Source organism: Schaalia meyeri, assembly GCF_900105015.1.
GTDB lineage: Bacteria > Actinomycetota > Actinomycetes > Actinomycetales > Actinomycetaceae > Pauljensenia > Pauljensenia meyeri.
Genome location: NZ_FNLK01000005.1, coordinates 199,474 through 223,937, shown reverse-complemented (window position 1 = coordinate 223,937; position 24,464 = coordinate 199,474). Strand labels below are relative to the sequence as shown.

Sequence of the window (24,464 nt, the reverse complement as noted above, 5' to 3'; positions counted from 1 at the left end):
GTGTCGCCGACCTGACGTGTGGAGCGCGACGCCGCCGCGACGAACTACAGTGGTGTTATGACTTCAGTGACTGATATCCGCCCCCCCGTTGATCCGGTTCCGCTCTTCCGAGCTTTGGAAGGCGTCGCGATCCAGGGATTCTACGATGCTGACGCAACCGCAGGGGCAATCGATCGCACGGGAACCACCGTCAGCGGTATCACCGTCTCTTCCAACGATTGCGAACCGGGGTGGATCTTCGTGGCGATCCCGGGCTTGACACAGCACGGGGTGCGTTTTGCCCACGCGGCCGTTGAAGCGGGAGCGAGCCTCATTCTCACGGACGCGGCCGGAAGGGTGCAGGCACACGACCGAGGCCTGGGGGTGCCGGTCGTCCAGGTGGAGGATCCGCGCGGAGTTGTCCCCACGATCTGCAACAACATCTACGGCGCTCCCGCAACCCGCGTCACCACGATGGCCGTTACGGGCACCAATGGCAAGACGACGACGTCATACCTCATGCGTGCTGCGATTTCTTCTCGTTTCCCCGATGCATCGCTGTGCGGGACAGTCGAGACCAGTGTCGGTCCGATTTCCTTTGAGGCAGTCCGTACGACGGCGGAAGCCCCCGTCGTCGCGCGTTTCCTCGCCGCAACCGAACAATACGCGTGCGGTGCGGGGGTCATTGAGCTGTCGGCGCATGCCCTCTCGTTGCACCGGGTCGACACAATCGTCTTCGACGTCGCCGCTTTCACGAACCTTCAGCACGACCACCTGGACTACTACGGCGATATGGAAGCATACTTCGCCGCGAAAGCCCTGCTCTTTACCCCCGAGCACTCTCGCCGCGCGGTCGTGTGCGTCGACGACGAGTGGGGGCGCCGACTTGCGGCCCAGGCCCCCATTCCGGTTACTACCGTGTCTGCACTGACCGATGAGGAGGCGGACTGGCAGGTCTGCGACATCGCACCGGACAAGTCGATTGGGCGCACCGTTTTCACTCTCGTTGCCCCCGACGGCATGGGCCACCGCGTCGCGATGCCCATCCTGGGAGAGGTCAACGTCCAAAATACCGCGGTCGCGATTGTCAGCGCCGTAAGCCTGGGAATCGACCTTCCCGACGTCATCGCCTCCGTTGAGGCCGCCCCTCAGATTCCGGGGCGTATGGAGAAGGTCAATCCCACGCCGGGCGCCCAGCCCCTGGTCATCGTCGATTATGCCCATACGCCCGAGGCTCTTGAATGGACCCTGCGTTCGACGCGCGAGCTCACCAGCGGTAACGTCGTCATTGTCTTTGGCACCGACGGTGATCGGGACGCAAGCAAGCGCGAAGAGCTCGGGGCCATCGCCGCACGCGAGGCCGACATCTTGTGGGTGACGGACGAGAATCCGCGTACCGAGGATCCTCAGCACATTCGCGACTACCTGCTGCGCGGGATCGCATCCGTTCGCCCCGACATGCTCGATGTGTTTGAAGTGACAACTTGCCGTCGTGACGCGGTGCGACGAGCGATTCTGGCCGCTTTGCCGACAGACACCGTCGTTATTACGGGCAAGGGATCCGAGTGGTATCAGGAAATCCAAGGAATTCACCACCGCTACAACGACGTCCCCGTCGCTGCAGAGGTCCTCGCGGGTGACGTGCGTTCGCACGAATAGGAGGCATCAGGCGATGTCCTGGCGCGCCTGGCAGGCCCCATTGGGCCCGGGCGGCGCCTCTCGCCGTAGACTGGACGGGTGAAAGACATTGATGACCGATCCGATGCCCCCCTCAGCTTCTCCGAGGACGCACTCGACTGCGGCGCTGCCCCGGCCACGGCCTCGTTCGATGCGCGCGACCTAGCAGACGCAAACTCCGAGGCGCGCGCCCGCATCATGCGCGCCGACCTCGATCAGTTTGAGCTGGACGAGGAAGACATCGCGTTGCTTTCGGGCCAGGCACCGGCTACGAATGGCCACGACGTTACTGCGGGGTTGCCGGTGCTGGCAGTCGTCGGACGCCCCAACGTCGGTAAATCCACGCTGGTGAACCGTATTCTCGGCCGACGTGAGGCGGTCGTGCAGGACACACCGGGCGTGACACGTGACCGCGTTTCCTACCCCGCGGAGTGGGCCGGACGCAACTTTACCCTCGTGGACACCGGCGGATGGGAAATCGACGTCAAGGGCCTGGACCGCTCGGTTGCGAAACAGGCCGAGATGGCGGTCGATCTGGCGGACGCGGTTGTCCTCGTACTCGATGCAACGGTTGGAGTCACAGCTTCGGACGAACGCATCGTCGAGATGCTGCGGTCCAAGAACAAGCCGATTATCCTAGCCGCGAATAAGGTCGATTCCCCCCTTCAGGAGGCCGACGCAGCCTACCTGTGGAGTCTTGGCCTGGGAGAACCCCACCCCATCTCGGCCCTGCACGGACGAGGCACCGGCGACCTGCTCGATGTCGTCATGGACGTCCTGCCCGACGAGTCGGCCGTCGCCTTGGCACCACCCGCTGGTGGGCCGCGCCGAGTAGCCCTCGTCGGTCGCCCAAATGTTGGTAAGTCCTCGCTGCTCAACGCCCTCGCCGGTGGCGAACGCGTCGTCGTTAACGAACTGGCTGGCACGACGCGTGACCCTGTCGACGAGCTCATTGAGCTTGACGGCAGGCCCTGGTGGTTCATTGATACCGCGGGCATTCGACGCAAGATGCACCGCACGACGGGCGCGGACTACTACGCGTCTATTCGGACTCAGGCGGCTATTGAGAGGGCTGAAGTCGCCCTGGTCCTCATTGACGGTTCCGCCCCGCTCACCGAGCAGGATATTCGCGTCGTGCAGCAGGTGATCGACTCGGGTCGCGCGCTCGTGGTCGTCACGAACAAATGGGATCTGGTTGACGAGGAACGCCAGAAAGAGATCAAGAACCAGCTTCAGCGTGAACTCGTGCAGGTCCAGTGGGCACCGCGCATTAACCTCGCGGCCAAGACCGGTTGGCACACGAACCGGATCGTTCGGGCGCTCGACACCGCCCTGAAGGGGTGGGAGACTCGTATTCCAACCGGGCAGCTCAATGCATTCCTCGGACAGCTGGTTGCCGCCCACCCGCACCCGCTGCGCGGCGGTAAGCAGCCCCGCGTTCTTTTTGGCACTCAGGCTTCCAGCAAACCACCTCGTTTCGTCTTGTTCACAACCGGCTTCCTGGATCCGGGTTACCGCCGCTTCATCGAACGCCGCCTGCGCGAGACTTTTGGCTTTGAGGGAACTCCCATTCAGATTTCCGTGCGTGTGCGTGAGAAGCGCCGGAGGTAGACGCGTGCCCGGTGGGCTCTCCTCCCCCGCCAGGGCGTGATGTCACCGGTCACTGCCGATACATGGATCGGCAGTGCATCCACAGGGACGGGGAGCGACGCGCTCTTTTCCACAGGCTCCGGCGCTTCGCTTGACCGCGCCGATGAGGAGACGCAGGATCACATCATGAACACCTCACACAACGTTCCCGTGGGAGCGCCAAAAACGCTTGCCAATGGCCTCACGCTGTGCGATGACGGCCTGGTCCGCCCAACCTGGGCGTCCCACGACACCCTGATGCGTCTCTACTACGATACCGAGTGGGGCATGCCCGTCCACGACGAGTCGGGGGTCTATGAACGCCTGATTCTCGAGGGTTTCCAGTCGGGCCTCTCGTGGCGCACCGTGCTCACCAAGCGCGCCGCGTTTCGCGAGGCATTCGCCAACTTCCAGCCCGAACGGGTCGCCGGATTCGGCCCACAGGACGTCGAAGCCCTCATGTCGAACGCTTCGATCATCCGTAACCGTAGGAAGATCGAAGCCGCGATCTCCAATGCGCGGGCAACGTTAGCGATTCGATCCTGCGAGGCAGATGCAGCTGCCCGGGACGAGCAGCCGTCGCACCTCGGCGATCTGGTGTGGCGATTTTGCCCCACCCACGATCCCCGGCCCACATGCGCCGCGCAGGTGCCGACGCAGACTCACGAGTCCCGAGCACTCGCCGCGGAACTGAGACGGCGCGGGTTCCGCTTTGTCGGGCCGACAACGATGCTCGCCCTCATGACCGCAATCGGAATCGTGAACACCGACATCATCGGGACGTATCGGCGTCCCCGCTAAGCCGCGGTTCGCACCTCGTACGGGCCATGACATGAGGCCTCCTGCCTCGCGCAATTCTGGCATGATAGAGCTATGGCCATGTCGAAGAAGCTCCTCAGTCAGGACGAGGTCGTCGTCCGTCACATGCACACGCACGTCAAGACCCTCTTGCCCGCGATTATCATTGAGGTTCTCTTGCTCGTAGCGGCTGCCATCGGATCGTTCTACGTGCCTGCGAACGCACGTTACTGGGCGTTGGCAACCATATGGATCACCGTCCTCGTGCTGTCGATTCCGCTCTTTATCGTGCCGTGGGTGAAGTGGTCGATGACAACCTACACGGTCACGACAAAGCGGGTCATCACCCGCACCGGCGTCATTAGGCGGACCGGACACGACCTGCCGCTGACCCGCATCTCCGACATCCAGATCGAAAAGAACTTCGACGATCGTATCTTTGGTTGCGGCACTCTCGCCCTGCAGACATCCGCGAACGATCCCCTCCTGTTGTGGGACGTGCCCAAGGTCGAAATGGTTCAGGTCGAGATATCGAATCTGCTATTTCACGATATTCAGGGAGCCATTGACGCGGATCCGCGGAGTTGATCAGCAGCCGGAAAACCATCCCCTCCCCGGCCCTGGCCTCGTCGTAGCATCGTTGCACGGACGAGACCGGGGCCTCCTCTTGTAGAAGGAAGACCGGCAATAGGCCGGTGGCAGGGGCCGGGTGGAGGGTTAGCAGGTCGAAGTCATCCCCGTTGATGACTTCGACCTGTCAAACAGTTTACTCCAGCCGCGTTCGCAGAATTGATGGAGCGTACGCTTGATGTATCCCCCCTTTACCTGCGTAAACACTCGCAGGAGCGCGCGTAAACGGCCATTTACCAGGGGTAATAAAAGTGCGACATCATCGGTCACATTTCGGTTACAAACCCGACAAACAACAACCGTGAGGGACAGAGGTCCCCCACTCAGCCTTCATCCTGTGAGGGCACGCAAAAACCGCGAGGACAACCCTCGCGGCTCTTTGGTCGGGCTGGCGGGATTTGAACCCACGACCCCTTGACCCCCAGTCAAGTGCGCTACCAAGCTGCGCCACAGCCCGCAAATTAAGATCATCGCCTCGGCGACCTGTAGAACTATAGCGCACCACGAGACCCAGAAGCAAGCCGATGAGAGTGCGCCGCACCACACTGACCCGCAGGGGAATCCGCTCCTCCCGCCATTCACCCATTAATGTCCCGCATTACACCGTGAGATCACTATTGTGCTCCCAGTCTGGACTAGACTGACACGTGTTCGTCCGCTTACCCGAACGCTTGGAGTTATCGTCCCATGACATCGCACCGACTCAGGACATTCGCGGCCGCACTCGCTATCGGCACCGCCGCTATCGTCGCGCCATCCGCTCCGTCGCAGGCCGCCTCCACCTCCTCCACTACCACTACTTGTGTGGTCGCCGTCGCAGACAGCGCCCCGACTGGGCACCCGATCACAACGCCTACAGCGCAGGCGCAGGTAAGCGTTGCCGTTTCTCCCGCACGGCGCCGATTCAGGGTCCGGAACCGTCACCACGGTCCCGTGAGTCCCATCGCCGTCATCATCGCCCTTGTTGTCGGTGGCATTGTCATCTTGTTCGCCCTGCTCTTCCGTTACTTCTACCTAGGGAAAGGCAAGGCGCAGTCACGCGACATGCCCAGTTTCAACAGCCCGAACGGCCCTCAGTACGGGGTCACCGGTGGCCCCAATTACGGGCCGCAGTACCCGCAGGCTGGTACGCCGATGGGAGCTCCGCCGAACCAGGGCTACTCGAACCACGGGGGAACGTCCAACCACACACCAGGAATCGGTTAGGGCGCGAACGGTCGCAACATATCGGCTACTGCACGCGGACACGCGGCCGGTGAAGGTGTCGCGGGACCGGAGGCCACGGGATTCGAACCGGGGTGCCGACGGCGCTCTCCTGGCCATTCTCTCGCCGCTAAAAAGACCGCAGGGACACGACGGCGCGTCGACGATGCTGAGGCTAGACGTCCCGATCCGCGAGATTTTGATCCACGTACCGCATGATCGCATCGCACACTCCCTCGACGTCACGTCCGGTGGAGTCCACCGTGGCCACGCCGGGCGCAGCGACCATAAACTCGGCGACCTCCGAGTCGGCGCGATCCCGTCCCTCGACCTGCTCCCGGACGATCTCCATGTGTTCATCGGTCGCGTCGCCGTACAGCTCGAGCGTCCTCCTGCGCAGGCGCGCCTCCTGATCCGCCAAAAGAAGGATACGAACATCCGCGTTCGGACAAACGACGGTCGTAATGTCGCGCCCCTCTGCAATCATTCCAGAGCCGCTGTGGCGTGCCTCCATCATCCGCCTGCGTTGCTCGGTCGCCATCCACGACCGGACAGACAGATTGGTTGACACGTGCTTGATCGCAAGCGCAATTCGCGGCGCACGAATCTGCTCGGTGACCTCGCAGTCCCCGACCCATACGTGCGGGTCCATCGGGTCGGACACGAGGCGAAGCGGCATCTCGTGAGCGGCCCCGGCAACCGCCGCTGTATCGGCAAAGTCAATGCCCCGCTTGAGGACGTACCACGTGAGCGCGCGATACATCGCGCCCGTGTCGAGATAGCCGATCCCCAGACGCGAGGCCAGTTTCTTTGACACCGTGGACTTTCCAGAACCGGCGGGTCCATCGATCGCAATAGTGATACCAACACGAGAAATCGCATCCCGGCGCATCATGTCGTCCATGTGAACAATCTCCTTACCACAGTCATCCTAGTAGGTGATGAGACGCCATCCCCGCTCCTGCAGGTCGGCGACGCAGCGATCAGCGACCGCCGGATCAATCATGACGCGAGCGACGCCAGCCAGCGCGCCAGCAGAGTGCTCGAGGACGAAATCCTCAATATTGATAGAAGACTCCCCCAGTTCGCTGAACAAGCGCCCTAGCGCACCCGGCTCGTCCGGGATCAAGACCTCGATCTCACGATAGCGGGACGGCGCTCCACCGTGCTTGCCCGGAATTCTCGCAACTCCCCGGTTACCGGCGGTCATCACACGGTTGATCGCCCCGACGCTTCCGCCGCGCAACGGCCCCAACTCGGCCGCTGCGTCCAGGTGAGTGAGTAGGTCATTGAGGTCGCCGCGCAGATCGCGCAAAATCGAGGCGACGGGCCCCGCGTTACCGGCCAGGATCGTCGTCCACAAACGAGGGTCAGACGCAGCAATTCGCGCGGTATCACGCAGGCCCTGACCGGCCAGACCCAGAGCCTGCGCGGGAGCATCAACGAGGCGCGCCGCGAGCATCGAGGACACCAGCTGCGGTACGTGGGATACGAGCGCGACGGCGTGATCGTGCACTCCAGCGTTCATCTCCAGCGGGACCGCGCCCGCGTCTGTGGCCAACACGCGCGCCGCAAGCACCGCGCGTGGGGACGTTGATTCGTGGGCGACAATCACCCACGGCCTGCCGTAAAACAGGTCAGCATCCGCAGCTCCGGCGCCGCTGCGCTCGCGTCCAGCCATCGGATGAGAGCCCACGTAACGAGAAGCATGATCTGTTTGTCCGGCCTGGTCCAACGCAGCCAGGACATCGGCAACCACGGTGCCCTTCACCGATGCCACATCCGTGACGATCGCGCCGGGGAAGCGCAGCAGGGAATCGACGATAACGCGATCCGCCACGTCGGGAGGGGTTGCAACGACAACGATGCGCGGTGCCTCGTAGCCCGGCGCGGCCCCGCCTAATTCCTCCCGCGCAATGCCCGCCTCGTCCATCACGTCCGCGAACGGGCAGCCGGCACCCACGTCGGAAGCCAAACGGAGAGAGGTGGGCGATGCATCCTCCAGATAGACGCCCACTCCCCCGGCGCGCAGTGCCAGTCCGAGTGAGGCGCCCAGCAGGCCCGAACCGATAATCAGCACAGGACCAACGGTTGACACGACGCGAGCGCCGACGCCGCCACCTGCGGTGCTCACAGTCCGACGGCCCCGTACAGGGCGACCAGGGCGTTGCCCTTAACCCGACGCGTGGTCCCCTGTTTCAGGTGATCGAGCGTGACCGGACCAAATCCGGTGCGCACGAGTTCGCGCACCGGATACCCGACCGCATCCATCATGCGGCGCACCAGGCGGTTACGTCCCTCGTGAATAACGATCTCGACGGTCGTAATGTCTCCATACGTATCGACGACGCGGAAAGAATCAACCGCGATCGGCCCGTCCTCAAGCTCGATACCGGCGAGGAGCCGACGCCTCACCCCGGGCTTCACCTCACCGTGTAGGCGCGCCACGTAGGTCTTACGAATCTCGTATGACGGGTGCGTCAGGCGATTCGCGAGCTCCCCGTCATTCGTCAGCAGGAGCAGGCCGGAGGTATCGATGTCGAGGCGTCCCACGTGGTACAGGCGCTCAGGGTAGTCGGCGATCAGATCGGCGATCGATGGCCGCCCCTCCGGGTCGCGCATCGTGGAGACGGTGCCAATCGGTTTGTTGAGAGCCAACACGATGTGTTTCGTCTCATCCAAGATGAGGCGTTCCCCATCGACGTGAATCACCTGATTCGCGGGATCAACGCGAACACCCTGGGTGCGCACGATCTGTCCGTCGACGCTCACCCGGCCATCCGCAATCATCTGCTCGGACGCACGCCTGGATGCGACACCGGCCTGAGCGAGCACCTTCTGCAGGCGCACTCCACCCTCAGTGTAGGGGTTAGCCCTCATAGTTCTTCCTCCAATTCAATCAGCGCATCGGCGTCCGGCAGGTAGGGCGCCAAGGGTAGCAGCTCGGAAAGGCTCGTCATCCCCATTTTCTCAAGAAACTCCCCGGTCGTCCCGTACAGTCGTGCCCCGGACGGTGTCGCGCCCGTCTCTTCGATGAGTCCCCGCGCAAGCAGGGTACGCACCACACCGTCGACGTTCACGCCACGGATGCGGCATATGCGCGCACGCGAAATAGGTTGACGGTAGGCGATGACGGCCAGTGTCTCGAGCGCGGCCTGGGACAGTCGCGCGTGGGCAGAACCCACGACGAAACGCCCCACAACATCGGCGTAGGCGCGCGAAGAATAGATGCGCCACCCACCGGCAACCGCTCGCAGCTCAAAGCCGCGGGCAGGAGAGCCTGTCCGTCCCCTGTACTCGTCGGCGAGGACATGCAGCTGAGACTCGACGTTTGACGCGTCGACTCCCAGGACCGCCGCCAACTCCGACGGTGTAATCGGCTCAGACGCTACCATCAGGATCGCCTCAATGGACGCGCGCAGCGTATGTTCACTCATCGTTCGCAGTGCCTTCCATCGCCGTCGTTACTCATCTTCGATAAGGCCGTGACCGCGTCGGCTAGGGCCTCCTCGTGACAACCAGCGTCCACGTCGATGCCTCCAGCTGCGCCGCTCCACGTTATCGACAGCTTACCGAGCGCCTGCTCCTGCGTGAATTCAACCGCTCCTTCGCGATACAGCTCCAGCAATGCCAAAAAACGGGAGACGACCACGGCGCGGGAGGAAGCGTCGCGAATCAGCTCGCGAAAGGTCATCTGTTTGGCCTCGGCGAGCATCGCAGAGACGATAAGTGCCTGCTGACGGACGGGCACGACCGGATCATGCAAGTGCGCCACCTCGATCGTCGGAGTCGAGGACGAGAGGGCGTTGGAAGCCATGCGGGCGAGGTCCTTAAGGCCTGTGGTCCATGAAAGCTCCGGCAGCAGGGCCGCAAAGTGAGGCTCGAGGGGAACGTTGCGCGCGACGTATGCGCCGAATTCCTCCATCCGCTGCGCGATGTCCCGCGAGGCCTCCTTGTACGCGCGATACTGCAGCAGCCGAGAGAACAAAAGATCGCGTGCTTCCAGGTCCGCTTCGCTGGTGTTGTCCTCGTCCTCCACGTCAGGAAGCAGTCGCGCGGACTTCATCTCGAGCAGCATCGACGCGACCACCAAGAACTCGGTCGTCCGCGACAGGTCGGGCGATGCCCGCATGAAGGCGATGAACTCGTCGGTCACCTGCGCGAGCGCGACCTCGGTAATGTCGAGCTTCTTGCGCGCGATCAGCGAGAGTAACAGGTCGAAAGGCCCCTCGAACACGGGCAGCGAGACAGCGAAGAGATCAAACTCCCCCTGGACCTCGACTCGTTCAGGCTGCGTCGCCACGGGCGACAACTTCCCGCGCCAGACGGCGATATGCGTGAGCCCCCGCGTGGTTCGGCGCGTAGGAAATGATGGGCTCCGTCGCAACGGACGCATCCGGGAACTTAATCGTCCGACCGATGCGCGTGTCGAATACGAGATCGCCGAAAGCCTCCTGGAGCCTCTGCAGGACCTCGCGCGAATGAAGGGTGCGACTATCGACCATGGTAGCCACGATGCCGTCTATCTTCAGACGCGGATTAATACGATCCCTGACCGTTTCGATCGTCTCAACGAGCAACGCGACGCCTCTCAGGGCAAAAAACTCGGCCTCGACCGGGACGATAACGCCGTGAGCGGCGGTCAACGCATTGACCGCAAGCAGGCCCAGCGAGGGCTGGCAGTCAATCAGAATCACGTCATAGTCGGACTCGACATGACGCAGCACGCGGGCCAGCGCGCTCTCGCGCGCGACCTCGTTGACCAGCTGAACTTCCGCCGCGGACAGATCGATATTGGCGGGAATAATGTCGAGGTTTTCCGTGACCGTATGGCACACGGTCGCGCCGACGTCGGCCTTCGGATTCATGAGCAGCGAATAGATCGTCTGCTCCATATCCAACGCGTTAATCCCCAGTCCCACGGAGGCCGCACCCTGCGGGTCAAAATCAACGATCAGGACGCGACGCCCGTACTCGGCCAACGCGGCGCCAAGATTAATGGTTGTGGTCGTCTTGCCGACGCCACCCTTTTGGTTGCACATCGCGATAACACGGGCGGGACCGTGCCCAGCCAACGGCGCGGGCACGGGGAAATCGACCGACTCGTCAGGCAGGTCGGGCGTCAGCGTGGGATGCGATTGTTCGGTCACACCTCCATCCTAAATCATCGTTTCTCAATCTCATTCGTGCCACGCGCTCTGGGGTGCGAGAGAGTAAACACCTCGCGCAACGCAGCCGCCGTGACCTGCGTGTAGATCTGGGTTGTCGCCACCGTCGCGTGTCCCAGCAGCTCCTGAACCTCGCGCACGCTGGCCCCTCCTTCCAGCAGGTGTGTCGCAAACGAATGGCGCAGGGTGTGGGGCGAAACCCGGTCCACCAGGTGCGCAGCCTCGGCGGCGCGACGGATCGCAGTCCACGCGCTCTGGCGGGACAGAGGAGCACCGCGCGAGTTCAGGAAGAATGCGCTCGAGCCTCGACCGCGCGCTGCCAGCGCCGGACGGGAGCGAACTCGGTAGGCCTCGAGCGCGTCAACCGCAAACGAACCGACAGGGACAATCCTTTCCTTTCGGCCCTTGCCGAAGAGCCGCGCGACCGGCATCTGCCCCGCAAGATCCAGGTCATCTGCGCTCAGCGAGACTGCCTCGGACACGCGCGCGCCCGTCGCATACAAAAGCTCCAGCAGCGCGGCGTCACGCAGTCCAACGGGCGAATCATCGGCGTGGGCTGCCTCAAGCAGCCTCCCCACCTCACCAACCGACAGGGCTTTGGGCAGGCGTCGTCCTTGCCGAGGAGCGTGCAGCTGCCCCGTAACGTCGGTTCCCACCACCCCTTCGTTCAGGGCATACCTGTGGAGGCCACGGATCGCAGCTAGGGCGCGCGCCACCGACGAGGCCGCGGCGGGGCTTCCCGATACCTCGCCGGATGCAAGCCGCATCATGTAATCCTCGATGTCTCGGCCAGCCACCTCGTCCAAGCTCAGCGCTCCTCGCTGCTCCATGCTGCGCACGTATCGAGTGGCATCCCTGCGATAGCTCGACACCGTGTGAGCGGACACCCCCTTCTCGACGCGCAAATAGTCCGCCCAATCACTCACGAGGGCATCCATGGAAGTCATAGCGCCAGCGTATGCGAGAAACCGGCGAATGCGTGGGAGCGCTATCCGAGCGCACACAATTTCGCTAGACTGTGACACGGTAAACCTTTTCAAGCCCCAACGCTGGGGCCCAACAGCTGGAGACCGACGTGACACTACAGTGGGACCACATTGACGACGAAGCGGTGAAGACCGCGAAGATCCTGGCGGCGGATGCTGTCGAGCAGGCCGGATCGGGCCACCCCGGCACCGCCATTTCGCTGGCACCCGCAGCCTATCTTCTCTACAACAAGGTCATGAACGTCGATCCTGCGGATCCGCGGTGGATCGGCCGCGACCGCTTCATCCTATCGGCAGGACATTCCTCCCTCACCCAGTACGTTCAGCTCTACCTCACGGGCTTCGGTCTCGAACTGGAGGACATCGAGAAGCTGCGCACCGCCGGCTCATTGACCCCCGGCCACCCCGAGTACGGTCACACCAAGGGCGTTGAGATCACAACGGGCCCCCTCGGAACTGGCATCGCCTCTGCCGTCGGTTTCGCCATGAACGCGCGCCGTGTCCACGGCCTGCTGGACGCCGATACGCCGCTGGGCGAGTCCGTCTTTGACCACCACGTCTACGTGATCGCCGGAGACGGATGCTTCGAGGAAGGCGTTTCCGCCGAGGCGTCCTCGCTGGCGGGTACCCAGGAGCTGGGCAACATCACCGTCATCTGGGATGACAACCACATCTCGATCGAAGATGACACCTCCATCGCCTTCAACGAGGATGTGCTGGCCCGCTACGAGTCCTACGGCTGGCACGTCCAGCGCGTCAACTGGCTCTCCGAGGACGGCTCTTACGACGAGGACACGGTTGCCCTGAGCGACGCGCTCGACGCGGCCAAGGCTGAGACGACGAAGCCATCCCTCATCGCGCTGCGCACCATCATTGGCTGGCCCACCCCCGGCAAGCAGAACACCGGCGGTATCCACGGGTCCAAGCTCGGCACCGACGCGCTCAGGGGCCTAAAGGAGACCCTGGGAGCTGACCCGGACAAGATGTTCGACGCTGACGAGGCGCTCGTGACGAAGGTACGCGAGCGGGCCGCTACCCGCGCCGCCGAGTATCGTCGCGACTGGGACGCTCGCTTCGAGGCGTGGAAAGGCTCGCACCCCGAGCAGGCCGCGCTCCTTCAGCGCCTCGCCGAGGGACGCCTGCCCGAGGGCTGGGCGGACGCCCTGCCAACCTTCGAAGAGGGAAAGGCAATCGCCACCCGTGCCGCCTCCGGTCAGGTCCTCAACGCGATCGCACCCGTCCTGCCGGAACTGTGGGGGGGCTCCGCCGACCTGGCAGGATCGAACAATACCTTCGTCAAGGGCGAGCCGTCCTTCCTGCCCGCACACCGCTCATCGAGCGCGTTCAGCGGTAACGAGTTCGGCCGAAACCTGCACTTTGGCGTGCGCGAGTTTGGGATGGGTGCCGCCCTCAACGGCATCGCCGCCGACGGCTTTACTCGCGCCTACGGCGGCACGTTTTTCGTGTTCTCCGACTTCATGCGCGGGGCAGTGCGCCTGGCCGCCCTCATGGACCTGCCTGTCACCTACGTGTGGACCCACGACTCTATCGGTGTCGGCGAGGACGGGCCGACCCACCAACCCATTGAGCACCTCGCGTCCTATAGGGCGATTCCGAACCTCGCGGTTGTCCGCCCCGCAGATGCGGCCGAGACGGCCGCCTCCTGGAAGGCGATCCTTGAGCAGTCCCACCCCGCGGCCATCATCTTGTCCCGCCAGAACCTGCCCAACCCCGCGCGCGGCGAGAACACTCCCCTGGCTGGAACGGAGAACCTCAACAAAGGCGCCTACGTCTTGGCGGACACCGAGGGAACGCCCGACGTGATCCTCATGGCGTCCGGTTCCGAGGTAGCCGTCGCGCTGGAAGCGCGCGAGACCCTCGCCGCCGAGGGCGTCGCCGCCCGCGTCGTATCCGTCCCCTGCCTCGACTGGTTCGAGGCGCAGGATCGCGACTACCGCGACGAGGTCCTGCCGCCCTCCGTGCGAGCACGCGTTTCCGTCGAGGCTGGCATCGCCCTGCCCTGGTACCGTTGGATCGGAGATGCCGGACGCGCGGTATCGATCGAGCGCTTCGGGGCGTCCGCACCTGGCACCGTTCTCTTCGAGGAATACGGAATCGACGCCAAGCACGTGGTTGCCGCGGCGAAGGAGTCCATCGAGGAGGCTGCCCGGTCGTGACTTTCTAGTCACAAGAAGTCGAGGAGGGGCTGCTGGCGCGCAAGGAGCGCGTCAGCAGCCCTATTCTCTAAGTCATATGGGTCTGGCCCCACCTCCCAACAGGCCTCGGGGCCACGGCCTCGTCCCCCGAGCGAATGGAGGAAGATTCGTGGCCAGCAACATCCCCACCCTGCGCGACCCCGAAGACCGCAGGCTCCCGCGCATCTCGCCGCCCTGTGGCCTCGTCATCTTCGGCATCACCGGCGACCTCGCACGCAAGAAACTGCTCCCCGCCATCTACGACCTGGCCAACCGAGGCCTGCTCCATCCGGCGTTTTCACTGACCGGATTCGCTCGGCGCGATTGGAGCCCCCGGGACTTCGAGGAGTACGTGCGGTCGTCTATCGAAGCCAACACTCGCACCGGTTTCAGCGATGGGACCTGGAACCAGTTGCGCTCCGGCCTGCGTTTCGTCTCCGGCACCTTCGACGATCCAGGCGCCTACCGTCGGCTGGCGGACACCGTTGCGGAACTGGACCGCTCGCGCGGTACGGGCGGTAACCACGCGTTCTACCTGTCCATCCCGCCCTCGTATTTTCCCGTCGTCGCGAAGCACCTGTCCGATACGGGCCTGAACAGGCGCCGCGGCCGGGAATGGCGCCGGGTCATCATCGAGAAGCCCTTCGGGAACGATCTCGATTCGGCGCGCGTGCTCTCTGCCGTCATCTCGCAAATTTTCAACGAGTGCGACGTCTTTCGTATCGACCACTACTTGGGCAAAGAGACGGTCCAGAACATCATGGCGATGCGCTTCGCGAACGCCATGTTCGAACCCCTGTGGAAAGCGAACTACGTCGACTCCGTTCAGATCACCATGGCCGAGGACATCGGTATCGGAACGCGCGCCGGATACTACGACGGCATTGGCGCGGCCAGGGACGTCATTCAGAATCACCTGCTTCAGCTCATGGCCCTGACCGCCATGGAGGAACCCGTTCACTTCACGCCCGAAGAGATCCGAGCTGAGAAAGAAAAGGTCCTCTCAGCGGTGCGCCTGCCCGAAGATCTGGCTTCCAGCACCGCTCGCGGACAGTACGCGGGCGGATGGCAGGGCGGCGCGCAGGTGCGCGGATACCTGGAGGAGGACGGTATTCCCGCCGATTCGACGACGGAAACCTTCGCGGCCATCAAACTGTACGTCGACACGCGCCGCTGGGCGGGCGTGCCCTTCTACTTGCGTGCGGGCAAGCGTCTGGGTAAGCGCGTCACCGAAATCGCCGTTATCTTTAAGCGCTCCGCGCACGTTCCCTTCGCTAACTCCGACCTGAGCGAATCTTTCCAGAATGCCCTTGTGATCCGCGTTCAGCCCGACGAGGGCCTGACTCTTAAGCTCGGCGCGAAGGTACCGGGCACGGAGATGCAGGTCCGCGACGTCACCATGGACTTCGCCTACGGCCACGCCTTCACCGAAGATTCCCCCGAGGCCTACGAGCGCCTGATCCTCGACGCGCTCGTAGGTTCCGCTCCCCTTTTTCCGCACCAGCGCGAGGTTGAGGCCTCATGGACAATACTCGATCCTATTCTCTCCTTCTGGGAATCCCAGGGGCAGCCAGAGCCCTACGCGCCCGGCACGTGGGGGCCCAGATCCGCACGCGACATGCTGGCCCGTGACGGCCGTTTTTGGAGGCTTCCGTGATTATCACCCTGAAGAACACAACGTCCGCGAAGGTCGCGTCCCGAATCATCGAGTTGCGCGACGAGCGCGGATCCGCCGCACTGAGCCGTGTCCTGACCCTGCTCATCTGTGTGCCCGACCTCATTGACGTTGACAACGCGATCGAGGTTTCGGATGCCGTTTCGCGCGAACACCCGTGCCGCGTGATCGTTGTGGTCGAACCATCATCCACCCATGGTGAGGCGCGCCTGAACGCCCAGATTCGCGTCGGGGATGCCGCCGGGCTTTCGGACATCATTATTCTAGAGCCGCGCGGCGAGGCCGCGTCGAACATCGATTCGTTGGTGGCGCCGCTGCTGCAGTCGGACACGCCCGTCGTCACCTACTGGCCGGTCACCCCTCCGGAGAATCCCGGCCAGCACCCCCTGGGGCGCCTCGCGGTCAAGCGAATCACCGACTCGCGCGCGACCAGCTGCCCGATGGAGACGCTCGTTGCGCTGTCGGCGGTGTACACGCCCGGAGATACCGATCTGGCCTGGGCGGGCGTGACGCTGTGGCGCGCTCTTTTGGCCGCGATCGCCGAGGACTTCGACCGTCCGCCGACCTCAATCCGGGTCTCGGGCAACGCCACGCACCCATCGCCTTTCCTGGTCGCCGCGTGGCTGCACCACCAGTTGGGTGTTCCCGTGGAGCGGGTCGTGGACCGCGATGCTCTCACGATCACGGAGATCACCTTCTTCTTCGACGATGACACCACTGTGTCCCTGACGCGCAGCGTCTCCTCATCCGTGGCGCGCCTGTCGCGTCCCGGCCTCGAGGATCGAAACGTGAACCTCGCCCGCCGTTCCGTTCGAGATTCTCTCATGGAGGATCTGCGTCGCCTCGATCCGGACGTCTACTACGGGGAACTGCTCACCGGGGAGATTCGGCCCCTGGCCACGTGCGACGAGGACCAGTGATATGCCGCAGATCCACACGCTCGCAGTGCGTGAGAGCACGCGGGAGCTGAACGAAGCCGTCGGGCGGGCGTTTCTTCACCGACTACGTGAGCTGGTTGACGAGGCGGGGCCGGGCAACAGGATCAACCTCGCGATCTCCGGGGGCGGCATCACCACCTCCGTCCTGCCGTCGCTGCTCCCGCGCATCGGCGACGTCGATTGGTCTCGCGTGCGCGTGTGGTTGGTGGATGAACGCTACGTTCCCGCGGGCGACCCGGAGCGCAACGACGACCAAGCCTGGGACGGATTTTTCCACGCGGCAACGGGCGTCGAGTTTGTTCACATGCCGACCTCGGACCAAAGCGCCCCGGGCGCCGGATCTCTGGATGATGCAACAGCAGCCTATGGCGCGACGTGGACGAAGCTGATGGGTGAGGAATCCTTCGACATCGCCCTGATCGGCATGGGTCCCGACGGGCACATCTGTTCACTGTTCCCCGGACGCGTCGATTTAAACGCCTCCTCCCCCGTCCTGGCCGTCCGCCATTCGCCCAAGCCCCCTCCCGAGCGCATCACCGTTTCCATGCCCGTCATGCGCCGCTGCCGCGAGGTGTGGCTGGTCACGACCGGAGCCGCCAAGGCCGACGCACTGGGACGTGCCTTCGCGGGAGCATCGCCTCGCGACCTGCCCGTTGCCGCCGTCCTCTCCCCCACGACGCGCGTCTACCTCGACGAGGCCGCTGCGGCCCACATCGATCCGGCGCTGCTGTGATGCCGGTGGTTGCCGGCGCAGATGCTGTCTTTGCCGACTATGCGAGGATCGTTCGCACCGCCCGTGGGCGCCACCAAAATGGCTCCCCACACGTGAGTGGGGAGCCACGAGGCGGTATCGTCCGAGGCAGTCAGCCGCCGAACTTGGCCAGGAGCGCGTATCCGATGATGCACACCAGCCAGATGAGCAGGGTGCCCAGCGTAATGCGGTTCAGGTTGCGCTCGGCCACGCCGGATGAACCCGCAGAAGAGGAAATGCCGCCACCAAACATGTCCGATAGGCCGCCACCTTGTCCCTTGTGCATGAGGACAGTGAGGGTCAGCAGGATGCTGGTCAAAAAGATCAGCACGATCAGCACGTTGTTCAAAATGGTCACGGTGAATCCAACTTCTATCGCAGTTTCGCTCCGTACCGGAGCACACACGGTTTCATTTTAACCGAGAATGCCGGTGGGGCCAACCGGCACACCGGTTGGCCCCACCTCGCGTCCGCTCCGCCCCCGTCATCCGAGGAGACGGATCCGCGCGTCATTGCATCTCAGGCGTAGAAGGTCGCCATGGCGGCGAAAGAGTCGGCCTTGAGGGACGCGCCGCCGACGAGACCGCCGTCGACGTCGGGCTGCGCCATGAGTTCCTTGATGTTGCCGGGCTTGGCGGAGCCGCCGTAAAGAATGCGCGTGGCCTCCGCGGTCTCGCTGCCGAAGTCCTTCGCGAGGGCGGCGCGGATGGCTCCGCAGACCTCCTGCGCGTCCTCGGCGGACGCGGTCTCGCCGGTGCCGATTGCCCAGATGGGCTCGTAGGCGATGACGATCTTGGCGACCTCTTCGGCCTTCCACCCGGCGAGGGCGGCGCGAATCTGGCCGAGCACGAACTCGACGTAGGTTCCAGCCTTGCGAACCTCGAGGGCCTCGCCACAGCACAGGATGGGCGTCATGCCCGCGTCGAAGACCTTGCGGGCCTTGGCGCCAACCAGTTCGTCGGACTCGCTGTGGTATTCGCGGCGCTCGGAGTGACCCATCACGACGTACGCGCAGCCGAGCTTGGTGAGCATGTCGGTAGAGATCTCGCCGGTAAAGGCGCCATTGTCGTGGACGGAAACGTCCTGAGCGCCGTACTTGATGCCGAGCTCGTCGGCGTCAACGATCGTCTGGACGGTGCGGATGTCCGTGAAGGGGGGGATAACCAGGACCTCGCACTTGGAGTAGTCGTGACCCGCGTCGGACAGGGCCATTGCCAGGCCTTGGACGAGGTGGTTGGCCTCGAGGTGATCGAGGTTCATCTTCCAGTTACCGGCCATGAGGGGGGTACGTGCCATGAGTCAGTCCTCCAGAACTGCGATACCGGGCAGCACCTTGCCCTCGAGGAGCTCGAGGGAAGCACCGCCACCAGTGGAAATGTGGGAGAAGGTGGACTCGTCGAAGCCAAGCAGGCGCACGGCTGCGGCGGAGTCCCCGCCGCCGATGACGGAGAACATGGCGCCCGTCGAGAGGGCTGCGGCGACGGCGCGGGTGCCACCGGCGAAAGCATCGAACTCGAAGACTCCCATGGGGCCGTTCCAGGCCACGGTCTTTGCGGTGGCGATCTTATCGGCGAACAGCTTGCCCGACTCGGGGCCGATGTCGAGACCCATCTGGTCATCGGGAATCGTGTCGACCGTCACGACGGTGGCCGGAGCGTCGGCCGCAAACTCGGGAGCGACGACCACGTCAACGGGCAGCACCAGGTCAACGCCGCGCTCGGCGGCCTCAGCGATGTAGCCCTTGACCGTGTCGATCTGGTCTTCCTCGAGGAGGGACTTGCCGACGGAGTACCCCTGGGCGGCAAGGAAGGTGAAGGCCATGCCCCCGCCGATGAAGAGCATGTCGGCCTTCTTCAAAAGGTTGGCGATGACGCCGAGCTTGTCGGAAACCTTGGAGCCACCGAGGACGACCCCGTAGGGACGCTCGGGATCGCCGGTGACCTTGGACAGGGACTCGATTTCCTTGAGAACGAGGAGGCCGGCAGCGGAGGGCAGAAGCTTCGCGATGTCGTACACGGAAGCCTGCTTGCGGTGGACGACGCCGAAGCCGTCAGAGACGAAGGCATCGCCGAGCTTGGCGTACTCACGGGCCAGTTCCGCGCGCTCGTCGTCGACCTTGGAGGTCTCGCGAGCGTCGTAGCGGACATTCTCAAGCAGCGCGATCTCGCCCTCGCCGAGGGCTGCGACGGTCTCGGTTGCGGAGGGGCCAACGGTATCGGCGGCCAGCGTCACCTTGACTCCGGAGAGCTCGGCGAGGCGCGTCGCGACGGGGGCCAGCGAGAACGCCGGATCGACCTGGCCCTTGGGCCGACCGAGGTGTGCGAGGATAACGACCTTCGCGCCGGCGTTGGTGAGGGTCGTGAGGGTAGGCAGGGCGGCGCGGATGCGACCGTCGTCGGTGATGGCGCCGTCCTTGAGCGGAACGTTAAAGTCGGAGCGAACCAGGACGCGCTTGCCGCGCAGGTCGCCCAGGGTGGAGATGGTCCTCATGAGAGGGTCCTTTCGATCGAAGACGTTGGCGACAGACGAGATGCCCGTGCACCCTCGTGCACGGGCATCTCGCTGATCAGCTCATGGCTGGGTTGTCAGCAGCTCAGGCGAGCTTGGAACCGATGAGAGCGGTGAGGCGAACGAGAGCGTTCGAGTAGCCCCACTCGTTGTCGTACCAGGACAGGACCTTGACGAGGTTGCCGATGACCTTGGTCTCGTTGGCATCGAAGATCGAGGTGTGCGGATCGCCCATGATATCGGTGGAGACGATCGGATCCTCGGTGTACTCCAGAACACCCTTGAGCTCACCCTCGGCGGCGGCCTTGACGGCGGCCTTGACGGCCTCGACGGAGACCTCCTTCTTCGCGATGAAGGTGAGGTCAGTGAGAGAGCCGGTGGGGGTCGGAACGCGGACGGCCAAACCGTCGAACTTGCCCTCAAGCTCGGGCAGGACCAGGGCGACGGCCTGGGCGGCACCGGTCTTGGTGGGGATCATGTTCAGGGCGGCGGCGCGAGCGCGACGAAGGTCCCCGTGGGGGGCGTCGAGGACGCGCTGGTCACCGGTGTAGGAGTGGATCGTCGTCATGATGCCGCGCTCAATGCCGAAGTTCTCTTCGAGAACCTTGGCCAGGGGGGCGAGGCAGTTGGTGGTGCAGGACGCGTTCGACACGATGTTCATCGTCGCGTTGTCGTACTTGTCCTCGTTAACGCCCATGACGAAGGTGCCGTCAACGTTCTTCCCGGGGGCGGAGATAACGACCTTCTTGGCGCCACCCTCCAGGTGAGCCTTGGCCTTCTCGCCATCGGTGAAGAAGCCGGTGGACTCGACAACGACCTCAACGCCGAGCTCGCCCCAAGGCAGGTCCGCGGGATTACGCTGCGCGAGCACCTTGATGTGCTTGCCGTCGACGATGATTCCCTCGTCGTCGTAGGAAACCTCACCCTGGAAACGACCCTTGATGGAGTCGTACTTCAGCAGGTGAGCGAGGGTCTTGTTGTCGGTCAGGTCGTTCACGGCAACGATCTCGATATCCGCGCCCTGCTCGATAGCAGCGCGGAAGAAGTTGCGGCCGATGCGGCCGAAGCCGTTGATGCCAACGCGGGTGGTCACTATGTTCCTCCTGCTCGTGCCCACACGGGACACGCTCTTCGATGCAACCGGGCTCGCGGGTTGCCAGCCCGGCCCGCAGATGTCTGCGGTTCCAGCAGTCCCTAATTTACACCCGGAAGCGGATTCTGTCACACCCCAATTTCAGAATTCGCGCGTGGGGTAATTCTCGTTTAAAACGCGACGAATAACGCCGAACTAAGGACCTCAGTCCTCGTCGAGCATGTCGAGCGTGAGGGCGGATTCGGTATCGGGGATCCCGCGTTCGTGCGCAACCTTGTCGGCGAGCGCGAGCAGCCGTCGAATGCGTCCCGCGACGGCATCCTTTGTCAGCGGCGGGTTCGTGTGCTTACCCAGTTCCTCAAGGGATGCCTGCTTGTACTGCAGACGCAGCGTGCCCGCTTCGAGCAGGTGCGTCGGCACGTCGTCACCCAGGATCTCAAAAGCGCGCTCGACGCGCGCGCCCGCTGCGACGGCAGCCCGCGCCGAACGTCGCAGGTTAGCGTCGTCGAAGTTCGCCAGCCGATTGGCGCTGCCGCGCGCTTCGCGTCGTTCGCGGCGCTCCTGCCACGCCTCGAAGGTCGTCGGTGCACCCATTGCAGAGATCAACGTGCCGATCGCATCCGAGTCGCGCACGGACACGCGGTCGGTGCCACGCACCTCCTTCGAACGTGCTGCGGCGCCGAGCTTACGCGCGCATCCGACCATCGCCAGGGCAACCTCGGGCCCCGGGCAGGTGATCTCGAGAGAGGAGGAACGCCCAGGTTCCATGAGGGAGCCGCGCGCGAGGAAAGCGCCTCGCCAGATCGCCGCCGCCTCGGCGGTGCCCGAAGCAACCAGAACGGGAGGCAGGCCGCGTACGGGACGGCGAAGCGAGTCGACCAGGCCGGTGAGCCTAGCGAGCTCATCGGCTTTGTGGACAACGCGCACGACGTATCGCTTGCCTCGGCGCAGGGAGGACCCGGATACGACGACAACCGACGAGTCCGCGTTGAACAGGGCCTGGAGATAGGTACGCAGTCGCCGCGCAGCGACGGGCGAGTCGAGTTCTGCTTCGACGAGGATCCTCCCGCCGACGAGGTGCAATCCACCGGCGAAACGCAGCGTCGCGCTCACCTCGGCGGCCACCTCGGACGGGGTGGTGATGACGGCGCGCGCGAGTTCGTCCTTCATGTCTGATGTCAGGGACACGGATTCCCCCTACGGTGTGATGTCGTGAATCGGCGGGCAACAGGTTCTAGGGTAACCACGTTTCGGGCTGGCCAACCTCGCCAAGGAAGCCGTCGAACGCGTCACGCAGCGCCGCCGCAAGACGGAGGGGGTCGTGGTGGGGCGCCCCGTCCCCGGTGCGCACCTGTCGCAGCAGGACCCTGGCCCCGAGCTCCTCAGCAGCCACGATGAGGTCATCGATATCGTCGCAGGCGGTGGGGTCCGCGACGACGACGTCTAGCTTGAGCATGGGGGCATACTCGCGGAGGACCCGCACATGGTCCGCCGTCGACATGAGATCCGTTTCGCCGCGCTGGCGCGCGAGGTTGAGCACGAGCGCGCGGTGCGCGTCGGTCGTCGCGAGCGCGCGATTGATGTGAGGCACCAGCAGATGCGGGATGACAGAGGTGTACCACGATCCGGGGCCGAGGACGACCCAGTCGGCTTCGGAGATCGCCTCTATGACCGCGCTGGGCACATCGGGAGCTTTAGGGGTGATACGCACGTGTTCGACGGTGCCGGGCGCCACGGCTACCTTGGATTGCCCGGAGACAACGTATCGGCGCTCGCCGTCCAACATGTCGGCTTCGATGTCAATGGGCGTCGCCGACATGGGCAGGACGCGTCCCTGGGCGCCCAGTAGCCGCCCAACCCAGTCGAGTCCCTCAACGGGATCATCGAGGAGCTGCCAGAGTCCTGAGATGAGCAGATTACCGAGCGCATGACCGTTGAGGGGACCCGTGGTATCTAGGCGCAGCTGCATGACATCGCGCCATGTAAGCCCCCATTCGGATTCCTCACATAGGGATGCCAGGGCCATGCGCAGGTCGCCGGGAGGCAGGATCGGCATCTCTTGCCGGAGCCGACCGGAACTGCCCCCGTCATCGGCGACGGTCACCACGGCGGTCAGGGCGTGGGTGATGTGGCGCAACGCCCGCAGTGTCGCGGACAGGCCATGACCACCGCCGAGGGCGACGATGGACTGGCCGGATTCTCCTCGTTGAACCCAGCCGGCTGCATCAAGATAGGGCATCAGTCTCTCCCAATGTCACGGTGCATCACTCGAACCGTATGTCCGTGTGTGCGCAGGCGTTCAGCGATGGCCTCGGAGCAGGCAACGGAACGGTGTTTACCGCCCGTGCAGCCGACGGCGATCGTGACGAATGGTTTCAATTCTGCCAGATACCCGGCCAGCATGGGAGCCAGTAGATCGGCATATCCCAGCGCGAAGTCCCGCGCCCCCGGCTGGGACAGGACGTAGTCGGCGACGGCCTGATCTCTTCCGGTCAGGTGTCGCAGCTCGTCCACCCAGTACGGGTTCTTCAAGAAGCGCACGTCCACCACGTGGTCCGCGTCCAGGGGAAGCCCGTGCTTGAACCCGAAGGACTCGACGGTGACCTGAAGGAGCCGCTCCTTGCCCGCGACGATGTCGCGAATCCTGCGGGTCAGGTCATGGACGCTCATATCCGAAGTGTCGATGACCTCGTCTGCGCTGCGACGCAGGGGGGCGAGCAAGCGTTCCTCGGCCTTGATGCCGTCCATGAGGGTTCCCTTCCCCTGGAGGGGGTGTGGGCGACGGTTCGACTCGTAGCGCCGGACAAGGGTTTGAGCATCGGCCTCGAGGAAGAGCACGCGGTAGGCGATCCCGGCCATCTTTAGCTGGTCAAGCGTCGAGGACAGGTTCGCGAAAAACGTGCGTGAGCGCACGTCCACTCCAACAGCCAGGCGATGGACGCCGACGGCCGGATCATTCGACATCATGCCCACGAGGGCTGGCAACATCGTCGGCGGCAGGTTATCGACGACGTACCAATCGAGATCCTCCAGTGCGCGCGCCGCGCCCGTTCTGCCGGCGCCCGAGTAGCCGGTGATAATGAGGACTTCGTTGGATGCTCGAGGTTCGTGTTTCGCCGCAACGATGTCGCGCGCGGGGATGCCCTCGGGGAAGGTGGGGGGATTCTCGTCGTCCATTGACGTGGCCGCGGCATCGACTGTGCCGCGCGCATCGTTGGGTGCGTGGTCGGGCAT

Annotated in this window: 23 protein-coding genes and 1 tRNA gene; 9 read left to right on the top strand and 15 right to left on the bottom strand. The window is 64.1% G+C overall.

Going from position 1 to position 24,464, the window contains the following annotated elements; all coding sequences use genetic code 11:
- Positions 1-57: 57 nt before the first annotated feature.
- From BLT68_RS01750 to BLT68_RS01735, 4 genes are all read left to right on the top strand, one after another.
- Entirely contained in the window at positions 58-1,638 is a 1,581-nt protein-coding gene (locus BLT68_RS01750; RefSeq protein WP_074632705.1) for a Mur ligase family protein, read from the top strand.
- A 78-nt stretch (positions 1,639-1,716) separates the two neighbouring features.
- Positions 1,717-3,267 carry a ribosome biogenesis GTPase Der gene (gene der, locus BLT68_RS01745; RefSeq protein ID WP_074632579.1) on the top strand — a complete coding sequence of 517 codons (1,551 nt, stop codon included), beginning with the start codon at positions 1,717-1,719 and terminating at the stop codon, positions 3,265-3,267.
- A 165-nt stretch (positions 3,268-3,432) separates the two neighbouring features.
- Positions 3,433-4,086: a DNA-3-methyladenine glycosylase I gene (locus tag BLT68_RS01740; RefSeq protein WP_074632578.1), complete on the top strand. Its 654-nt coding sequence runs from the start codon at positions 3,433-3,435 to the stop codon at positions 4,084-4,086.
- A gap of 72 nt (positions 4,087-4,158) precedes the next feature.
- Positions 4,159-4,671 carry a PH domain-containing protein gene (locus BLT68_RS01735; protein WP_050694740.1) on the top strand — a complete coding sequence of 171 codons (513 nt, stop codon included), beginning with the start codon at positions 4,159-4,161 and terminating at the stop codon, positions 4,669-4,671.
- A gap of 422 nt (positions 4,672-5,093) precedes the next feature.
- On the opposite strand, the gene BLT68_RS01730 is transcribed toward BLT68_RS01735, so the two are convergent.
- Positions 5,094-5,170 (bottom strand) — tRNA-Pro (locus BLT68_RS01730).
- Between the two features lie 476 nt (positions 5,171-5,646).
- Here BLT68_RS01730 and BLT68_RS01725 point away from each other — a divergent pair.
- Entirely contained in the window at positions 5,647-5,919 is a 273-nt protein-coding gene (locus BLT68_RS01725) for a hypothetical protein (RefSeq protein ID WP_050694739.1), read from the top strand.
- A gap of 172 nt (positions 5,920-6,091) precedes the next feature.
- Here BLT68_RS01725 and cmk read toward each other — a convergent pair whose 3' ends face one another.
- The 7 genes from cmk to BLT68_RS01690 are packed head-to-tail and all read right to left on the bottom strand — an operon-like array spanning position 6,092 to position 12,031.
- Positions 6,092-6,820: a (d)CMP kinase gene (cmk, locus tag BLT68_RS01720; RefSeq protein ID WP_074632576.1), complete on the bottom strand. Its 729-nt coding sequence runs from the start codon at positions 6,818-6,820 to the stop codon at positions 6,092-6,094.
- Between the two features lie 27 nt (positions 6,821-6,847).
- A complete protein-coding gene (locus BLT68_RS01715) occupies positions 6,848-8,050 on the bottom strand; it encodes a prephenate dehydrogenase (protein ID WP_074632574.1) in 1,203 nt (400 codons plus the stop codon).
- On the bottom strand, positions 8,047-8,796 hold the full coding sequence (locus tag BLT68_RS01710) for a pseudouridine synthase (protein WP_050694736.1): 750 nt from the start codon (positions 8,794-8,796) through the stop codon (positions 8,047-8,049). The genes BLT68_RS01715 and BLT68_RS01710 overlap by 4 nt, the downstream gene beginning before the upstream one ends.
- Positions 8,793-9,353: an SMC-Scp complex subunit ScpB gene (gene scpB / locus BLT68_RS01705; RefSeq protein WP_050694735.1), complete on the bottom strand. Its 561-nt coding sequence runs from the start codon at positions 9,351-9,353 to the stop codon at positions 8,793-8,795. Before scpB ends, BLT68_RS01710 begins: the two co-directional genes overlap by 4 nt.
- Positions 9,350-10,219, bottom strand: coding sequence for a segregation and condensation protein A (locus tag BLT68_RS01700; RefSeq protein ID WP_074632573.1), 870 nt, complete (start codon positions 10,217-10,219; stop codon positions 9,350-9,352). Before BLT68_RS01700 ends, scpB begins: the two co-directional genes overlap by 4 nt.
- Complete coding sequence (locus tag BLT68_RS01695) at positions 10,203-11,066, bottom strand: ParA family protein (protein WP_074632571.1); 864 nt, start codon at positions 11,064-11,066, stop codon at positions 10,203-10,205. Before BLT68_RS01695 ends, BLT68_RS01700 begins: the two co-directional genes overlap by 17 nt.
- Before the next feature lie 14 nt (positions 11,067-11,080).
- Positions 11,081-12,031 carry a site-specific tyrosine recombinase XerD gene (locus BLT68_RS01690; RefSeq protein ID WP_083332349.1) on the bottom strand — a complete coding sequence of 317 codons (951 nt, stop codon included), beginning with the start codon at positions 12,029-12,031 and terminating at the stop codon, positions 11,081-11,083.
- Between the two features lie 128 nt (positions 12,032-12,159).
- Between BLT68_RS01690 and tkt the strand changes: the two genes are divergently transcribed.
- The 4 genes from tkt (at position 12,160) to pgl (ending at position 17,611) form a co-directional block, all read left to right on the top strand.
- The gene (gene tkt / locus BLT68_RS01685; RefSeq protein ID WP_074632568.1) at positions 12,160-14,247 is read left to right on the top strand and encodes a transketolase; all 2,088 of its coding nucleotides are present in this window, start codon (positions 12,160-12,162) and stop codon (positions 14,245-14,247) included.
- A 148-nt stretch (positions 14,248-14,395) separates the two neighbouring features.
- Entirely contained in the window at positions 14,396-15,922 is a 1,527-nt protein-coding gene (gene zwf / locus BLT68_RS01680; protein WP_074632566.1) for a glucose-6-phosphate dehydrogenase, read from the top strand.
- On the top strand, positions 15,919-16,860 hold the full coding sequence (locus tag BLT68_RS01675) for a glucose-6-phosphate dehydrogenase assembly protein OpcA (RefSeq protein WP_050694729.1): 942 nt from the start codon (positions 15,919-15,921) through the stop codon (positions 16,858-16,860). Before zwf ends, BLT68_RS01675 begins: the two co-directional genes overlap by 4 nt.
- 1 nt (position 16,861) lies before the next feature.
- Positions 16,862-17,611: a 6-phosphogluconolactonase gene (pgl, locus tag BLT68_RS01670; protein WP_050694728.1), complete on the top strand. Its 750-nt coding sequence runs from the start codon at positions 16,862-16,864 to the stop codon at positions 17,609-17,611.
- 130 nt (positions 17,612-17,741) lie between these two features.
- Here the strand turns inward: pgl and secG are convergent, their stop codons facing one another.
- The 7 genes from secG to rapZ all read right to left on the bottom strand — a co-directional run bounded on the left by secG (position 17,742) and on the right by rapZ (position 24,464).
- The gene (secG, locus tag BLT68_RS01665) at positions 17,742-17,987 is read right to left on the bottom strand and encodes a preprotein translocase subunit SecG (RefSeq protein ID WP_050694727.1); all 246 of its coding nucleotides are present in this window, start codon (positions 17,985-17,987) and stop codon (positions 17,742-17,744) included.
- A 161-nt stretch (positions 17,988-18,148) separates the two neighbouring features.
- On the bottom strand, positions 18,149-18,925 hold the full coding sequence (tpiA, locus tag BLT68_RS01660) for a triose-phosphate isomerase (RefSeq protein ID WP_074632565.1): 777 nt from the start codon (positions 18,923-18,925) through the stop codon (positions 18,149-18,151).
- A 3-nt stretch (positions 18,926-18,928) separates the two neighbouring features.
- Entirely contained in the window at positions 18,929-20,119 is a 1,191-nt protein-coding gene (locus BLT68_RS01655) for a phosphoglycerate kinase (protein ID WP_050694725.1), read from the bottom strand.
- Positions 20,120-20,222: 103 nt separating this feature from the next.
- Complete coding sequence (gene gap, locus BLT68_RS01650) at positions 20,223-21,230, bottom strand: type I glyceraldehyde-3-phosphate dehydrogenase (RefSeq protein ID WP_050694724.1); 1,008 nt, start codon at positions 21,228-21,230, stop codon at positions 20,223-20,225.
- Positions 21,231-21,434: 204 nt separating this feature from the next.
- Complete coding sequence (whiA, locus tag BLT68_RS01645; RefSeq protein ID WP_050694723.1) at positions 21,435-22,418, bottom strand: DNA-binding protein WhiA; 984 nt, start codon at positions 22,416-22,418, stop codon at positions 21,435-21,437.
- 46 nt (positions 22,419-22,464) lie between these two features.
- The gene (locus BLT68_RS01640; RefSeq protein WP_050694722.1) at positions 22,465-23,469 is read right to left on the bottom strand and encodes a gluconeogenesis factor YvcK family protein; all 1,005 of its coding nucleotides are present in this window, start codon (positions 23,467-23,469) and stop codon (positions 22,465-22,467) included.
- Positions 23,469-24,464 carry an RNase adapter RapZ gene (rapZ, locus tag BLT68_RS01635; RefSeq protein WP_050694721.1) on the bottom strand — a complete coding sequence of 332 codons (996 nt, stop codon included), beginning with the start codon at positions 24,462-24,464 and terminating at the stop codon, positions 23,469-23,471. Before rapZ ends, BLT68_RS01640 begins: the two co-directional genes overlap by 1 nt.

Bases quoted from the DNA above. Each gene is read 5' to 3' on its own strand.
- BLT68_RS01740 (WP_074632578.1), top strand. From the start codon at position 3,433: ATGAACACCTCACACAACGTTCCCGTGGGAGCGCCAAAAACGCTTGCC.
- BLT68_RS01710 (WP_050694736.1), bottom strand. From the start codon at position 8,796: ATGAGGGCTAACCCCTACACTGAGGGTGGAGTGCGCCTGCAGAAGGTG.
- tpiA (WP_074632565.1), bottom strand. From the start codon at position 18,925: ATGGCACGTACCCCCCTCATGGCCGGTAACTGGAAGATGAACCTCGAT.
- BLT68_RS01655 (WP_050694725.1), bottom strand. From the start codon at position 20,119: ATGAGGACCATCTCCACCCTGGGCGACCTGCGCGGCAAGCGCGTCCTG.
- BLT68_RS01690 (WP_083332349.1), bottom strand. From the start codon at position 12,031: ATGACTTCCATGGATGCCCTCGTGAGTGATTGGGCGGACTATTTGCGC.
- BLT68_RS01750 (WP_074632705.1), top strand. From the start codon at position 58: ATGACTTCAGTGACTGATATCCGCCCCCCCGTTGATCCGGTTCCGCTC.
- rapZ (WP_050694721.1), bottom strand. From the start codon at position 24,464: ATGCCCGACCACGCACCCAACGATGCGCGCGGCACAGTCGATGCCGCG.
- scpB (WP_050694735.1), bottom strand. From the start codon at position 9,353: ATGAGTGAACATACGCTGCGCGCGTCCATTGAGGCGATCCTGATGGTA.
- pgl (WP_050694728.1), top strand. From the start codon at position 16,862: ATGCCGCAGATCCACACGCTCGCAGTGCGTGAGAGCACGCGGGAGCTG.
- cmk (WP_074632576.1), bottom strand. From the start codon at position 6,820: ATGGACGACATGATGCGCCGGGATGCGATTTCTCGTGTTGGTATCACT.
- BLT68_RS01735 (WP_050694740.1), top strand. From the start codon at position 4,159: ATGGCCATGTCGAAGAAGCTCCTCAGTCAGGACGAGGTCGTCGTCCGT.
- BLT68_RS01640 (WP_050694722.1), bottom strand. From the start codon at position 23,469: ATGCCCTATCTTGATGCAGCCGGCTGGGTTCAACGAGGAGAATCCGGC.